We start from the raw sequence: 15913 nt of genomic DNA on the forward strand, positions 1-15913 counted from the left end.
GATCACCGGGTTGATGGAGGTGCTCACCTTGGTATAAGGCTCGTTCGTTCGCAACGGCCGACTTCAGCAGGGTAACAAATGTCTACAGCTCGCCCTTGGCGAGAAGGTCGGCGGCATAGTTTGCCGCGCGGGCCGTGAGCGCCATATAGGTCAGTGACGGGTTTACCGACGATGTGGACGCCATGCAGGCGCCATCGGTGATGAACAGGTTTTTCACGTCGTGGCACTGGTTGAACCCGTTCAGTACCGAGGTCGCGGGATCGCGCCCCATTCGGGCCGAACCCATTTCATGGATCCGATCACCTGACGGAGTGAGATGGTCCAACTTGGGCTGACGGATGTTCGTGCAGCCAGCGACCTTAAGCATCTCTATCGCGTCCGAAACCGCCGCACGCATCATCTTGATTTCGTTTTCACCATGCCGGACGTCGAAATAAGCGATCGGCATGCCCCATTTGTCGGTGCGCGTCGGATGCAGCGTCACGCGATTCTCCGGATTGGGCAGAACCTCGCCCTGCGGCATCAGCCTGATCCGCCACGGCCCCGGTTCGCGGTTCGCCAGCTTCAACGCTTCGCCCACGCCCGGTATGCCCGGCGAGACGCCTTCGCGCATGCCCATGATTTGATAACCAAAGCCGCGAACGAAATCCTTCTCGTTCTCGGTATAGTTCGCGTAGCGGGGGATATAGGCTGGCGCAGGGCGTCGCCCCTTATAGTAACGGTCAAGATATCCCGGAACCGTGCCGACAATCGGCTCATAAGGGCTGACATGGTCCATCAGGTTCCGCCCCACTTGGTCGCTTCGGTTTCCCAGACCTTTTGGAAACGCTTCCGAAAGCGAAGACATCAGGATCATTGCGGAAGGGATTGTCGAGCCGCACAGAAACACGATTTTTGCACTATAAACGCGAGACTCTTTCGTCTCGGAATCGATAATCCGCACTCCGGTCACACGCTCCTGCGCGTCGTCGTAAACTAGCGAATGGCAAATAGCATTGGGAATGACGGTCAGGTTTCCGGTTCGCTTTGCCGCCGGCAGGGTTGCGTTCACCGAAGAGAAATAGGCACGAAACGAACAGCCTTTCGAACAATAGCTGCGAATCTGACAAGGCGAGCGGCCCAGTTCGAGCTGCTCCTCGGTTGGATCCGAAAGATTGGCTACGCGCCCGATGATCATTTTTCTGGTCGGAAATGCCGTTTCGACGCGCTCTTTCAGATGCTTTTCGGCACAGGTCATTTCCCACCCGCGCTGAAAGATTCCGTCCGGCAGATTGGGCAGCCCTTCCGACGTGCCGGCTACTCCGATAAATTTCTCGACCCGGTCATACCAAGGCGCAATGTCCGAGTAACGAATCGGCCAATCGACGCCATGCCCATCGCGCAGGTTATTCTCGAAATCCTGCTCGTTCCAACGCAACGAAACCCGAGCCCAGGTGATGGATCGTCCGCCCAGATGATAACCGCGAAGCCAGTGGTAGCTAGTGCCAGGAGCTGTCTCGTACGGCTGATCATCGTGCTTGGTCCATAGAAACTTGCTTGTTTCCACCAGCGGGATGCGATCGGTGAGGTAATAGTCCTGCAATTCGACCTGGGGCACCATGTCGAGGTGGGGCCGCTCCCACGGCAATTTTAGATCCTGGAAATCCTTGTCGGGATCGATGTCGCGGCCGCGTTCCAGCACCAGGGTTTTCAGCCCTCGTTCGGTCAGTTCCTTGGCGGCCCAGCCACCACTCATTCCTGATCCGATTACGATCGCGTCAAAGTCCGGCAACTTCAGTCTCCTCTGCCGCACGTATTGTTCTTGAGTTGAGGCCAAGTCCGATGCGCGGGTCTCTTGTCATGTTTGCGCTGGCTGCGGCCTAAAGCACCCATGTCCGTCCAACTTCCGCAAACGGGATACAGGCGCGCCATTCGCCGGGTGCCGGGTCGTGCCGCAGTTCGACGGTCGCGCCGATTTCGGACGCATAGTAAAGCCGGACTAGGAGCGATTTGAATTGCCTGTAGGCTCCGACCGTTGCCGGCTGATCGCCAAAGGCCAGCCCATCAAGCTGTTGAAGTGCAGTCAGGCGCCTTTCGCCGGATGCGGCCTCGAACGAAGCGCCACCCAGAATCTCGTCCAGCGTGGCTGACATTAACTGGAGCGTACGTCGCATGCTGAGCCGCGTCTGTTCGTTGGCCCATTGAACCATCAAATCGTCGAAGCCATTGGGAACCCCCGCAGCGAGCGCGCCAGGCGTGTCCGTCACCGGGATAATCGTGTCAGAGAATCGCTGGAGGAAACGCATTTCCTTCGCCGAGAAGAAGCCGGCGTCCGCTTTGGGTGCCGCCAGCGCTAAGCCCGGAAGGGCGAACATCGATCCTGCAGCTGCGAGCAATTTCAGCATTTCGCGCCGGCTAGGCGGTTCGATCATCCCGTCCATGTCAAACATCTTCCCTGGAACCTCGCCGACCGGCACATCAATGCAATCCGTTCAACAAGCCGCGAACGGCACTATAGCTTGCCGCCGCAGAGGTCAGCGGAGCAGTGGCATCGTCGCGCTCGACGAAATGATGTTCGAACATTCCGCGCTTGAGGATTGCGGCAAAAGGGATAACGCCCTGCCCCACGTCGGCCATCGCCCCATCACGCGCCGCGTCTTTGAGATGCGCGAGCCAGAAGCGCTTTGGCGCACGCGCGATCAACGCCTTGATGTCGCGACCCGCTTTGTGCGCCCAATAGAAGTCCAACTCGAAACCGACGGCCCCGGAATCGGTTCGCTCCAGGATCAAGTCGTACGGCACGACGCCATCAATCGGATCGAACTCGTAAGCGTGGTTGTGGTAGGCAAAGCGCAACCCCGACGCGCGGCAAGCGGCGCCAAAGACATTGCAACGGTCTGACCATAACCGATAGCTGTCGAGCGTATTGCGATCGGTCTTGGGCAGAGCGCCCAGGACGATAAATCGGCTGCCAAGAATTAGAGCATCTTCGATCGCGCGTTGGGGTTCGGCGATCATTGCCTCAGCCTTCACGTGCATGCTTGGTGCTGTCAGGCCAAAGTCCCGCATAAGTGATTGAAAATGGAGAGCATTCGTGCCGTAAAAGCCGGAGATCTCGATCTCATCATAGCCTATCCCGGCAAGCGCCCGAAGCGTATCCGGCGCGCTGTTCTGCATCAGATTCCGCACCGTCCACAGCTGAATGCCGGCAGGAAGGTTCGCTTTTGGCAACGCACTGGCGGGGATCGCGATAAGCGCGGTCGCAAGGCCGCAGCCAAGGATTGATCGACGAGAGAATGCGGCGGCACGGAACGCCTGGTCGATTGGCTCGATCATTCCGTGCGTCCCCCGCCCTGCTGCTGGCCGCAAATCCCACGCCAGGCCATCGCAAAGGCAAGCGGCATTATCCGGCGCTGACTACGCACTACCGGAGCGCCTTGTTCGCGGCGTTGGACAGACGAATGACTCGCATTCCAAAGGATTCGATGTCGATATTGATCGGCAGACCTGCCGCAACCTGCTGTTGAGAGACACCAGTCGCACTCAGCACGTCGGCCTGGGTTGTCGCGCCTGGCAACCGCAACTTGCGCGGAGCTGCGCTGTCATTGAGAAGAACGACGAACTGATCATCTCCTTCGACTGCCTTCATAACGATCTGGTCAATCGCCGCATCGGCAATTGCGAATGCCGGTTCTCCCAAGGACAATTGAGCCTTGTGGCCAAACACAGTTCCCGGTTTGAAACCATAAGACAGGGTCGGTCCAACCTTAGGAGTCATGAAGCCTTTGGGAAACTTGATCCCCCCGCTCGACCGAAGCTCTACCTCCGACATAAGATAGTCGACGATCCACCCGATCTGCCACCAGGCATGATGCGGAAATGGCCCCGCCCCCGCGTCGAAAGTCGCCCAATAATAAGACGCGACCGAGGTTGCGTCATCGACAAACCCATCACGACCGATCGCCGCAGAGCGGGCCAGTTCGAGGAAGAAAGGATCCTTCGTGAGTTCATGGATGCGGACAAAAAACCCGGCATAGGTGGAAAGGAGGATGGGGCCGCTCCACCTTGCGCTTCCGCGATGGCCGCCATGCTCGAAACCGAGGCCGAACTGGGTTTTGGTCCAGGCGGGAATGTCCGCGCCGCGAAATGCCATCGGCTTAGCGCTCGGCGTCGGCCAAGTATAGATCGACATCGTATAAATACGCGCGGTTTCGATCGCTGCCGCCTTATAGCGGGCATCGCCGGTGATATCGTACATCTCCAGCATCGCCTGGCCGATCTGGGCCGTGGCGAAATCGTTGACGTGCGCCACATCCCCGCACACGCCCAGGAAATGCCCGTTCTCGACCGCTTCCCGGACGAGCCAGTCGGCACCCTTTCGTGCTGCCTTAAGGTAACGATCGTCGCCGAGCACTTTGTAGGCAACCAAAAGCCCATAGAAGGTCGGACGCAGATCCTTTACGAATTTGTACCGCTCCTCATGCGAGCCTTCCATATAGGCGACCGCCCAGGATCCGTCTGACCGTTGCCACTTCAGCAGCCGCTCGGCCGCCAGGCGCAGTGCCTCGCGCAATTCCTTGTCGCCCGGCTCGAACAGCAGAATGGTTCCGATGTCCATGGCAGTGTAATAGGAGGTGGCGATCGGCTCGATCAATTTTCCCGATTCTTCAACGAACCTGTCGGACTTGGTCAGATAATATTGGCCGCGCGAAGCCCCGTGCGTGAAGCCGGGCTTCCGGTCCTGCTGGACGATCTTGAGGTTGCGAACATAAGGCAGCCGGGTCTTTCCGAAGTCGCCGATCGATGATCGCGTACCACTTAACCACATCGCGCCCAGATCGGACGTCTTGATGGCATCATTGTCCTTATACGGAACCCAGCCATTATACTCCTGAGCGCCAATCTCTCTGCCTTCCGATTTCGCGACAACCCAGCGCGACGCTTTGGGATCGGACAGATAGACTAGCTGGCGACGCACACGCTCGGTCAGCGACGTTTCTGGTTTCGCAATGTCGAGATATGTGAGCGACGCGTAGATATCACGCGCAATATGCTTGTATGTTTCGAACCAGCTGCGCTTTGCCAGGCTATAGCGCATCGAGAACGTGATCGTCTCGCCCGCCGCGCGCTTTGAGCCCTCCTCGCCGAGAACCGGATGGTGCAGAATTGGGAAAAGCGCGCCCTCGCGCGTCATGTGTGACATCGCCATGCGCGACCTAGTGCGAGCCTTGCCGTTGTCCTCCATGGGATCCTGGGCGAGCCCCGGCGCAGCGATCGTTGCAATGCTGAGGCCGCTTTTCAGGTCTAGGATCGAAGCGGGCGCACTTAGCGTGCGCTCGCGGGCCAGGATCGAGCGATCGGGCACGCCCTGCCCGTAGATCATGGACTGGGCAATATCGCTGTTGATCGCCCGCCCCTGAAAATAGCCGGGGGTGGTTGCCCAAGCCAGCTGCGATGGATCGACCGACAGCAATTGCGGAGACGAGAAGGAATAATATCCGCTCTGGTGCACCGTCGCCGTCACATCGACGATGATGTCCGTTGGAAACGAAGGGTCGATTCGCCAAGCGGCTTCGATCGAAGCCCGGTCTGATTTCTGACTGATCAGAACGCCGTCGCCCATGGATCTGACGGCAGTCGCGGTCGGCTGGGTGTAATCACCTGCCTTGTCGAACGTGACCGCATTGGAGATGGGAACGAATGAGCGCTCCCACATCTTCTCGATCCAATCATCGCCCTTGCTATCGTACACTTCGTCAAAGACGAGTTCAGGATACGCTTCACGGAAGGTTTGACCCTTTGCATTGATCGGCAGCACTTTCGGGTCGGGCGGGCCGGCGCTGAAGGTCATGCCGAAGAGCGCGGAGCCGTCAGCGGGGGCAATGGCCCGGGTTCCTGCCTTATCGTGTACTCTCACGATCGAGCGAACCGCGCTGCCGTCATGTTCGAAGTTGATTTCGACTGCGCTGGAACGAAGTGCCGGAGATTTCTGCGCATAGCCTTGCGTTTGGGTTTGCACGCACCCCGTTAGCACCACGCAGAATGCTATGGTCGAGTTTCGCATCCAATCGATTGCTGAGCGGCGTATCACGGCTTCCTCGTCCCCAATTATAGATATGTTTATTGCTATAATAGAAGCATGTTTGCCGCCCTACGGCAAGCGCAACCTATGCCGATGGTCGCGAGAAGCACGGTGTCGGCCTAGTTTTCTATGGATCGGCCGCGTGTGAAGCCCTGCAGTGCCGGTGCCGCGCGATGATCAGTCGATACGAACGGCATGCTCCATCATCGCCGCGCTCGGCCGCACTCCCAAGCCCGTTCCGCCGGGCAATGCATAGGCTCCTTCGCGGCAAATCAGATCGCCTTCGACAAAGCCGGCGACCCTATCAAATATGGAATGTTGGTACTCGTGCGTGGTCACCAGCGGAGCCGCCGCCGTCGCATGAAGGCTCGCCGCCATGAAGATTCCCATGCCGATGGTGGCGTGCGGTGCGATGGGCACGTGGAACGCGTGGGCGAGATGCGCCATGCGCATGAATTGGGTGACCCCCGTATGTCCCATTTCCGGCTGCATGATTCCGATCGCCTGCGCCTTCAACCGCGGCAACGCATCATGAACCGTTCGCCACTCCTCCCCGGCCGCGACCGGAAAGGGCGCGCGCCGCGCGACCTCGGTCAAACCGTCGATATTTTCCGGTTTCACCGGCGCTTCGATAAAGGCCGGACGCAGAGGCGCCAGGCGATCAGCCAGTTCGACTGCCTCCGCGGCCGAAAACATCCAGTGCAGGTCAATCATGATCTTGTGATCCGGGCCAAGCGCGTCGCGCAGAGCACCCATTTCCGTCACGATGCCATCGTTGCTGACAACCGCCGCGAACTTCACGCCGTCGAATCCGCGTTGCTGCCATTGGCGAGCGAGTTCTACGCGCTCGTCGAGCGTACTCGCGGGCAGACCAGACACATAGGCCGGGATCGATTCACGTCGCGCGCCGCCGAGAAGCTGACATAGCGGCACGTCGCAGATTTGCGCCGAAAGGTCCCAAAGAGCGATGTCGATCGCCGCGATCGCATCGAGATAAAAGCCGCCAATATAACCGCGGACGCGCATCAGGTCGTAGAGCTCGTCCCAGAGACTGGCCGCGTCGAGCGGCGATCTCCCGGAAACGACCGGTGCCAGCAAATCCTTGATGATCTCGCAAACCGCGAGCGGCGCGCAGATTCCATAAGTTTCGCCCCACCCGACCCGGCCCGACTTGGTAGTGATCCGTACCAGCACAGAACGATCTACCGTCGGATAAATCGTGCCGTTGCGCCGGCGCACGATGTAGCCACGCTCGTTTTCGCCGGTGCCCGGATCTGCGGGCCCCAAATACGGCGTTTCGCGATCAAGCGTAACGACGAACGTCTCTATGCTGTCCACGACGTCGGTCACCGTGCGCGCTCCACACTCTGCATCGGCGCAGGTTGGCTCAATCCCGTCAGATCGACAATCCGGTCCAGCAGGATGGCCAACTCTTCCTTGTCAATGCGGTCGAGTTCTGCACCTGCAGCGCGGACATATGGGCTGGCAATCAGCCCCCTTTGGACCAGCACTTCCTTGGTAAGCCGCCAGCGGAATACCGCCTGCATGTTCAGCAGTGGTAACGCCCGATCAAACAATTCGCGGGCAAGTTTCGTATTGCCGCGCTCGAAGGCGGCGAACATCTCGACATGGACCTCGGTGATCTCGCAGGCCGGCAAGGTGCCCGTGGCACCGCGCCTCAATTCGTCAATGAAGTAGCGCCCACCGGCACCACCATAAACACCCTGAAGAGACCCTCCAACCAGATCGAGCAACGCGGTGATGCGCTGTCCGCAGGGCGGTGTTTCCTCCTTAATATATTGCACGCCCGGTGCCTGCTTCACGATCCGGGCGATTACCTCGGCGGGAAGCGCGGCCCCGTTGGAATGGGGCGCATTCTGCAACATTATCGGAATGCCGACCGCGTCGCCGACGCTGCGAAAAAAGCCGACGAGGGCCTGCTCTTCGCCTGCCAGGTTGCCCGGTGACTGAATCATCGCCGCCGAAGCGCCAGCCTTGGCGCCGCCCAACGCATAGCGCACCGACAGCTCAGTAGTGGTTGCCGACGCCCCAACGATGAAGGGCACTTTGCCAACTGTCCATTCGCCGACCTTCGCCACCAGATGCTCGCGCTCCTCGGGCGCAAGGTCATTCACTTCACTTGCAAAACCCGGGTAAACTACGCCCTGTGCACCAGCGCCGACGACGTAATCGACGACATTGCGAATGCCGTCCTCATCAATTCCGCCGCCTGCGGAAAAGATGGTGGGCAGGACAGGAAAGACGCCCTTCAGCACCGACGCTACGCTGGATTTCATTGGTCACCCTACCCCTGTCGCGATCGGGAGGATCGCGAGTATTCCCGGTACACCCGCACATTATGGCGCCGATCCGAGTTGCTTTAATAGCATAAAGCGGGGCGCACGCCTGTCAATTGGACGGCTGCACCGGGCAGGTCGCATCATAAGCAGGCAGCATTACACGCGCTAAATCATCTGCCCGGCCCGCAGTGCCGATCAGTTTTGTGCAGTAGCGCGGCTCTATGCGGAGCGACTGGCCGGGCAATTAGGATTGTGTGGAGTCCAGCGAGTACGGCGCATACCCTCGGGATAGTCAGCTTTGACCGATATGTTCGGCCGCTTCCTGCAAGGCGATCACGATCCGGGGAGTCGCTTCTTCGGGAATCCAGCCCGACAGGGCAACCGCGGCAAAGGCGGGACGGCCAACGCCAACGGCGACGGTATGGCGATCGTCGGCCCCCACTACCACACGGGCATATGTCCGTTGGCGTATCTCTTCCAACTTGTCGTTCAGTTCATTGATCCCGCCGGGAAACGAGGGAATGTCCCGGCCAGCGTAGAGCTCATCGATCTGGGCGGGGCCCGCCTGCGCCAACAAGGTCATTCCGATGCCGCTCGACGTTGCCGGAAGCAGGCCGATGCGCCCAAGGCCGCGCGATAATTCGAGGCCGGGCGGCGCGTGAAAAAGATAGCTGACCGTATCATGCCACAACACGCCCAGAGCCACCGTCAAGTCGAATTTCCGAAGCCCTTCGAGAGCGGGAAGCGCATTGTGCATCAGTCCGGATGCGAACAGACTCTGTGCGGCCAGGACATGCATTCCCGGGCCAGACGTATATTTGCGGTTCGCCGTCTGCCGGGCAATGCCCAGATAGGCCAGGGTTTTGAGCAGTCGATTGACTCGCGTCGGATCGAAACCCAGCCGCCGGGCCAGCTCCCGATTGCCGATCGGCTCCGGCGATGTGGCGAGCGCCTGAAGCGTGGCGATGCCATCGATCAGACTTCGGTTTGGTTGGGCATTCGGCTTGCCGTGCATCATCTCGTTACTTCGTCCTTTGTCGCAACCGCTACCGCTACACGCTGCTATCCCGGTCGCCAAGCAACGGAGGCGCCGACATCCCGGTCATTGACGTGTCACTGAATGTGCAACATCTATGTATCAACGAGGCGATGTGGGGAGAGACAATGGGCGCCGGCGAACTGCGGATAATGGGAGAATGGGGATCGGTCGCCATGCATTTGCGGCTTTGCCGCGTGTATCGCGGGGGCGTTGAGATAGTTGTATCCGCCAAAGGCCCAGGAATAGTGACCTGTGGCGATCCCGAAACCGCGTTTCTGGAAGCCGTGTCTCCGTGGCTGTCCGAGCATGGCAGCGTCCCCTCGCTGCTGGCCGGCATGATCGGTTCGCCGCTCGGATGGGTCGAATGCCCGTACGCAGATTGCCCGGCAGACGCCCAATCCCTCCGCAGCCAGCTTACCCAGTTCAGTGTGGCGGGTACACCGGTTGCCATCGCGCCAGGCCTGCGGTGCCGCAACATCTTCGGCCTGCCCGACATGATGCGCGGTGAGGAACTGGCGCTGTTCGGCTGGCTTGCCAGCGCCCGCCCGGCCGATGGTGAATGGCGGATCTCCTGCCTGACCGGCCGGCATCCGAAATGGGTGCTTTCCTGCGGCATGCAGGTCCACAGCTTTTTCACCAGCATGCAGGGTGAGCTCCACCAGCTCTTGGTCGAATACAGCCTGCTCGGCAAAGCGATGGCTTCGGGGGACGGAAGCGCGACGGCAGCAGGTCGCGCGCAATTTGATCGCGGCGTCGCGACGATGTGCGACCAACCCGGCTTGTCCCTGGGACACGCTCTGTTTTCGGCCCGCAGCCTGCTCGTTGCAGGCGAACTTCCCGCGAACCTGGCTTCATCCTATCTCTCCGGACTCGTTGTTGGGGCTGATGTCCGCGACGCCTTGACCGCACTGAGCGGGCATCCGGGGCTGGACCTTCCCGTTACCCTGATCGGGACGCCTTCAGAATGCGATCTTGCCGCCGCGGTATTCCAGAAACTTGGACGGTCGGTTGCGCAAGCCAACGGGCATGATTCGTCGCTCCGCGGCTTCGTCATGCTCGATCCCTTTCAGACGGAGTTGGCAGCATGATTGCGGCAAAAGGCTACTCGCGCTGGCGGTGGGTGCTTCTGGGCCTGCTGTTCTTCTCGACAGTGCTGAATTATCTCGATCGCCAGGCGCTCTCGATCCTCGCGCCGATGATCCAGAGCGATCTCAAAATGGACGATCTTGCCTATGCCGGCGTCGTCCAGCTGTTTCTGATCGCCTATACGATCGCCTATCTAGGCGCGGGATGGCTGACCGATCGGCTAGGATCCCGGCTCAGCCTCGCTTTGTTCGTAAGCTGGTGGTCATTGGCCAACATCATGACGGGGTTCGTCACTTCGGTTGCCCAGCTTGGAATGGCGCGGTTCGCGCTTGGTCTGGGTGAAGCGGGGAACTACACTGCTGCGCCCAAGACGGTGGCGGAACGCTTTCCGCCTCAGCAGCGCGCGCTGGGCGTCGCGGTATATACCTCTGGCGCGATGATCGGCGCGACGATCGCGCCGCCACTCATCGGCTGGCTCGCGCTTACCTATGGGTGGCGTCAGGCCTTTGTTGCTACCGGTGCGCTGGGATGCGCCTGGCTGGTCGGCTGGATCATTGCCAATCGCTTCGCTGGCCCGCCTCCCGAACAATCTACCGCGCAGGTGGAACGGTCGGAGGATTGGTCCTGGGGCCAGATCGTCACCAATCGGCCGATGTGGCTGCTGGCGTTGGCGCGTGGGGTGACCGATCCCGTCTGGTATTTCTATCTATTCTGGTTTCCAAAATATCTGTCCGGTGCACAGGACATGTCGTTGGCGGCAGTCGCATCGGTTGCCTGGATCGTTTACCTCGCCGCCGACGTCGGGGCTCTGGGCGGAGGTTGGCTGTCGGGCCGCCTGATGCTTCGCGGGCTGACCGCGCCGAAGGCACGGATAGTGGTGATGGCAATAGCGGCGACTCTCGCGCCTCTTGGTGCGTTCGTGGCGCTCCAGCTCCCTCTTGCATTCGTGCTCGCGCTCGGCGCGCTCGTGGCGCTGGCGCACATGGCATTCCTGATCAATCTGACCGCGCTGGTGGTCGATGTTTTCCCCAACAAGCGGCTGGCGACCATTTTCGGAATCATCGCCGCGGGCAGCGGTGTCGGGGGAATCGCATCGACCTGGGTGGTCGGGCAGTTTGCTCAGACCGGGGCTTATGAATCGCTCTTTGTCGGGATGGCACTGCTCCATCCCCTTGGCTGGCTGCTCGCAAGACTGGCCAGCAAAATTGGTACCCGCGTTCCACAGCCGCAAATTTAAGCCGCCATAAACGTTGCTTTAATAGCAGAGAGTCTATATTTCGGATTGTAGTTTCGGCCCGATCGCGCGCGTAGCTATTTCTGGTATCTGGATCGCATCAACGGATGCGGTGCCTGTTAGTGATGAGATAAAACAAGAGCCGAGGAGAGACTGATGCACCGGTCGGGGAAGTCGCCATGCAAGCGTGCCGTGATTGCGCTGAAAATACTGGCGCTCATCGTGTTTGGAAGCTGCACCGCCCATGCTCAGCCTGCGCAGCCCAACATCTTGGTGCTCATTGCCGACGATATGGGCTGGGAGGATAATAGCCTCTACGGTTCGCGTACGGTTCCCACTCCGCGCCTGGCCGGGCTGGCGTCGCAGGGCATGTTGTTCGAACAGGCGTTTCTCACCACATCGTCCTGCAGCCCCAGCAGGATCAGCCTGATGAGCGGCCTTTATCCGCACCAGACCGGCGCGGAAGATATGCATCAGCCGCTGCCGGCCGGCATCTCGGTGTTACCGAAGCTCATGTCTGATGCGGGATACCGGACCGGACACATGCTCAAAACCCATTATGGCCCCTATGTCGATTCGCAGTTCGACTGGTACGGAAAGAAACTGGGCGACATCGACGCCTTCCTCGACAGCACTGGTAAGAAGCCATTTTTCCTCTGGATGGGCTTTCACGATCCGCATCGTCCCTATGAGGACGACCCGAAGGATCAGTTCAGCGTCGATCCAAAGAAAGTTCCCGTTCGACCCCAGCTCGCCCCCACGCCCGGAACACGGACGGAACTGGCGGCCTATATGCGCGCGATCAGGCGTCTCGATCATGACATCGGCGCGGTCCTCGATAATCTCGAACGCCGCGGCCTTGCCGACAATACGATCGTCGTGTTTTTGTCGGACAATGGCGCGCCGTTTCCCCGGGAGAAGGGCAGCGTTTACGATGCCGGTGTGCGAACGCCGTTGATCGTCAGATGGCCGCGCAAAATTGCCGCAGGATCTCGCTTTCAGAAATTGATGAGCACGATAGATTTAACCCCCACCATTCTCGATCTGGCCGGAGCGCGTACGCCTGCTTCGATGGCTGGTCAATCAATCGCTCCCGTCCTGTTTGGAAAGGCCCTCGAAGGGCGCAAATATGTGTTCAGCGAACGTAATTGGCATGGGACGGACGCGCATATACGATCAGTCAGGACTGAGGACTACCGGTTTGTCTTGAATGCGTATGTCGAGCTACCTTTTCCAAATCCATCGGATCTGAGCAGCAGCCAATCGTTTCGCGACATGATCGCGCTACGCGAACGAGGTCGGTTGACGCCGCAGCAAGAACTGAACTTCGCCGCTCCGCGCCCGCTGGTGGAATTATATTATCTTCCCGCTGATCCCGGCGAATATCACAATCTAGCGGCAAAAGCAGAGCATCAGCGCAAAGCCACTGAACTCGCGCGAGTGCTTGAGCAATGGAGCAAAAGCACAGGCGACTTTCCGCCCTGGAAGCGGCGGCGCGCGGACACGTCCGACAGGATGACGGGAATAATTTTCAGCGACAAGATACCTCCCCTGATAGACGAGTAAGCACCTTGGGCGGAATGAGAACTGAGGAAGCCACCCGATGCCGCTAACGACATTGTCCGACTCTTCTCGCGCACCCAACGCTAGTGACGGGGGGCTGCGCGGCACGCACGTTCTGGTCACCGGCGCGGCTGGGGGAATCGGCTCCGCAATCTGCAAAGTGCTGGGAGACATCGGAGCCTTTCCAATCGGCGTCGATCGTGTGGCCGATTCATCGCGCGACATCCTGTGCTGTGACGTCGGCAGTGACGAGGCTGTGGTGGCATGTGCCCGGGATTTGGAAGCGCGCGAGATGATGCCCATGGTGGTCGTACACACTGCGGCAATTTCCGAAAATCTTACTACGCTAGAGTCAGCGCCAAAGAGTTTCGCCCGGATTTTCAACGTCAACACTGTCGGTGCGGTCAGGCTGGCGCAGGCCTTTGCGCCTGCAATGAAGAAAGCGGGCCGCGGCAGCTTTATTTTCTTGTCGTCTATCAACGGCCAGATGGGGTGTCCGGGACTTGCCGCCTATGCGACGTCCAAAGGGGCCCTCGACGCTCTGACCAAGACCCTCGCGCTGGAGCTTGCGTCCGATGGCATCCGAGTCAACGCCATCGCCCCCGCGTCGATCGACACACCGTTGCTCAACGACAAATTTGCCGCTTCGGCTGACCCGGTTGCCGCAAGAGCTGCCAATATCCGTCGCCATCCCCTGGGCCGCTTGGGGACGCCGGAAGACATAGCGAATATGGTCATCTTCCTCACTAGCGATGCCGCAGGCTGGATTACCGGCGGAATACACCTGATCGATGGCGGAGCGCATCTGGCGCGGCGTTAGGGGGGCCGCGCCCCGTTGGGTTCAATCCTGCAAATGAAACGGAGAGGACCGGATTGGCCAGCCTCCTCCCGTCCCTTCCTTCCGTTCTCGTGCGATTTTTTTGGTGACGACTATCAAAAGGATTTGGAGATGAAGAAGTTTAGATCCTACGAAGGGCTGGTCTGGCGCACACCTGCAATGCTTTTTAGTGCGCCCAATCACCAGACTCTCGAGCGAACGGCGCGACACTACGAACCGCCTCACATCATGCGTGTTGCCGCCCCTCAAGCGCTCGCCAAAAGTGCCGGGGCAATCGCACTGGCTCTGGCGCTATCGGCTTACACTTCGAACGGTAGCGGAACTGACACCCCCAGCGTTGGGATTTTGCCATCACCGGCTGCTTCCGCGGTCGCCAGCCCGGCCAGCCAGTCGAAAGATGTCTTGCCAATTGTCGAGACCGCAAGACGTGCTTACGACTTCACGAACGCGATCGGCATTCGGCTGAGTTTGGATGCGGATAACGGCCCAAATTCATACGTCGATAATTTTGACGCTGTCGGACCAGCGCTAAAAGAACTCAAGATCAAATATGTTCGGACGACGTCACAAGATCTGACTAACGACGAACAGAAGAGGCGTCGAGTTACCGAGCTTTATCAGAAATTCGGCATCAATTTTCTGTTTGTCTTCGGTTCGCCACTTCGAAACATTTCTACGATGAAAGGCTCAGTGAATTGGGCTGCCGCCAGTGGCGCGGCCCTCGGATTTGAAGGCCCGAACGAGTGGTCCAAATTTCAGTACGCGACCGCGGACAGATTTCGCAAGAATTGGGCCACGGAGATCGCGAGCTACCAGAAGGAACTTTACGACCATCTGCGAAGTGGGCCATGGCCAACCGGCCCCATTGTCGCGCCAAGTATATGGTTTCGCGACAACTGGGCTATGGACCAGTTAAAGAGCTTGGGCGTTGACGAGCACTTCACTGTCGCAAATTTGCATTACTATCATCGAAATACGCAAAAGCCGACACAGGCCGGACGCCGCGAGCCTAATTTCAAGACGCCGATAGAGAATGATTCCCTCGCGCTTAAAACCGATATGGATGCGGTGATTCGGGATTTGGGCACCCACTTCAAGCCCGGTCCCTATTGGGTCACCGAAACCGGCGAGCAACACGGAAGCGGCGGCGAAGGGGGTAATGCCGTTTCCGAAGTCCAGTCCGCGAAATACGTCCCTCGGCTTATGATGGAGTTTTTCAAGCGCGATGCGTCCAAGATATTCCTTTTCGAACTGATGGATGAATCGCCCGGCAACTATGGATTGCTGCGGAAGGACAAGACGAAACGGCCAGCTTATGACGCCGTCCGAAATCTGATGGGCATCCTGGATGACAACGCAAACACTGCGCCGAGTTTCACGCCGCAGAAACTGAACTTCTCTCTTACCGGGATCGGCATCAGCCACACCGTTCTACAAAAATCGGACGGGTCGTTTTATGTGGTGCTGTGGAAGGATGTCGTGAGCAACGACACCTCGGATCAGGCCCAGCGCACGACGCTGACGTGGAATTTCTCCTCGCCTGGCGTTGAAAGCTATTACCCTCGAACGTCGGAATCCAAGGACCAGAGCTGGACAAACGTCACCTCAGTTCCGCTGGTCGTCCGCGACGACCTCCTTGTCGTCAAGATTACCAGATAGAGGACCCAAGGATCGTCATGGCTGATGTCAGGATCATTGGTCGCGAGATTACCGACCGTCTTGGCGAAGGCCCTACATGGTCGCCGTCACAGGAGGCAGTTTATACCAAGTCCCTTGGGATCTGACTCACGGC

The 15913-nt window shown here is 59.2% G+C and carries 12 protein-coding genes; 5 read left to right on the forward strand and 7 right to left on the reverse strand.

Going from position 1 to position 15913, the window contains the following annotated elements; all coding sequences use genetic code 11:
• Positions 1-82: 82 nt before the first annotated feature.
• The 7 genes from QU44_RS15635 to QU44_RS15665 form a co-directional block, all read right to left on the reverse strand.
• A complete protein-coding gene (locus tag QU44_RS15635; protein WP_033923341.1) occupies positions 83-1771 on the reverse strand; it encodes a GMC oxidoreductase in 1689 nt (562 codons plus the stop codon).
• Positions 1772-1859: 88 nt separating this feature from the next.
• Positions 1860-2420, reverse strand: coding sequence for a gluconate 2-dehydrogenase subunit 3 family protein (locus tag QU44_RS15640; RefSeq protein ID WP_197054354.1), 561 nt, complete (start codon positions 2418-2420; stop codon positions 1860-1862).
• 37 nt (positions 2421-2457) lie between these two features.
• Positions 2458-3315, reverse strand: a complete 858-nt coding sequence (locus QU44_RS15645) for a sugar phosphate isomerase/epimerase family protein (RefSeq protein WP_052134966.1) — start codon at positions 3313-3315, stop codon at positions 2458-2460.
• Between the two features lie 88 nt (positions 3316-3403).
• On the reverse strand, positions 3404-5998 hold the full coding sequence (locus QU44_RS15650; protein ID WP_156141233.1) for a glycerophosphoryl diester phosphodiesterase: 2595 nt from the start codon (positions 5996-5998) through the stop codon (positions 3404-3406).
• Between the two features lie 240 nt (positions 5999-6238).
• Complete coding sequence (locus QU44_RS15655) at positions 6239-7411, reverse strand: mandelate racemase/muconate lactonizing enzyme family protein (protein WP_033923343.1); 1173 nt, start codon at positions 7409-7411, stop codon at positions 6239-6241.
• The gene (locus tag QU44_RS15660) at positions 7408-8358 is read right to left on the reverse strand and encodes a dihydrodipicolinate synthase family protein (protein ID WP_033923344.1); all 951 of its coding nucleotides are present in this window, start codon (positions 8356-8358) and stop codon (positions 7408-7410) included. Before QU44_RS15660 ends, QU44_RS15655 begins: the two co-directional genes overlap by 4 nt.
• Before the next feature lie 295 nt (positions 8359-8653).
• Positions 8654-9379 carry an IclR family transcriptional regulator gene (locus QU44_RS15665; protein WP_231621775.1) on the reverse strand — a complete coding sequence of 242 codons (726 nt, stop codon included), beginning with the start codon at positions 9377-9379 and terminating at the stop codon, positions 8654-8656.
• Positions 9380-9549: 170 nt separating this feature from the next.
• Between QU44_RS15665 and QU44_RS15670 the strand changes: the two genes are divergently transcribed.
• From QU44_RS15670 to QU44_RS15690, 5 genes are all read left to right on the forward strand, one after another.
• Positions 9550-10488 (forward strand): 2-dehydro-3-deoxygalactonokinase, encoded by a 939-nt coding sequence (locus QU44_RS15670; RefSeq protein ID WP_269429179.1) that lies wholly within the window; start codon positions 9550-9552, stop codon positions 10486-10488.
• Positions 10485-11723 carry an MFS transporter gene (locus tag QU44_RS15675; RefSeq protein WP_033923345.1) on the forward strand — a complete coding sequence of 413 codons (1239 nt, stop codon included), beginning with the start codon at positions 10485-10487 and terminating at the stop codon, positions 11721-11723. The genes QU44_RS15670 and QU44_RS15675 overlap by 4 nt, the downstream gene beginning before the upstream one ends.
• Before the next feature lie 189 nt (positions 11724-11912).
• Positions 11913-13286 (forward strand): sulfatase family protein, encoded by a 1374-nt coding sequence (locus tag QU44_RS15680; protein WP_197054356.1) that lies wholly within the window; start codon positions 11913-11915, stop codon positions 13284-13286.
• 37 nt (positions 13287-13323) lie between these two features.
• Positions 13324-14103 (forward strand): SDR family NAD(P)-dependent oxidoreductase, encoded by a 780-nt coding sequence (locus QU44_RS15685; RefSeq protein WP_081988109.1) that lies wholly within the window; start codon positions 13324-13326, stop codon positions 14101-14103.
• Positions 14104-14232: 129 nt separating this feature from the next.
• On the forward strand, positions 14233-15780 hold the full coding sequence (locus QU44_RS15690) for a hypothetical protein (RefSeq protein ID WP_033923346.1): 1548 nt from the start codon (positions 14233-14235) through the stop codon (positions 15778-15780).
• Positions 15781-15913: the final 133 nt, after the last annotated feature.

Origin of the sequence: Sphingomonas sp. 37zxx (assembly GCF_000786205.1) — a bacterium.
Taxonomy (GTDB): domain Bacteria; phylum Pseudomonadota; class Alphaproteobacteria; order Sphingomonadales; family Sphingomonadaceae; genus Sphingomonas.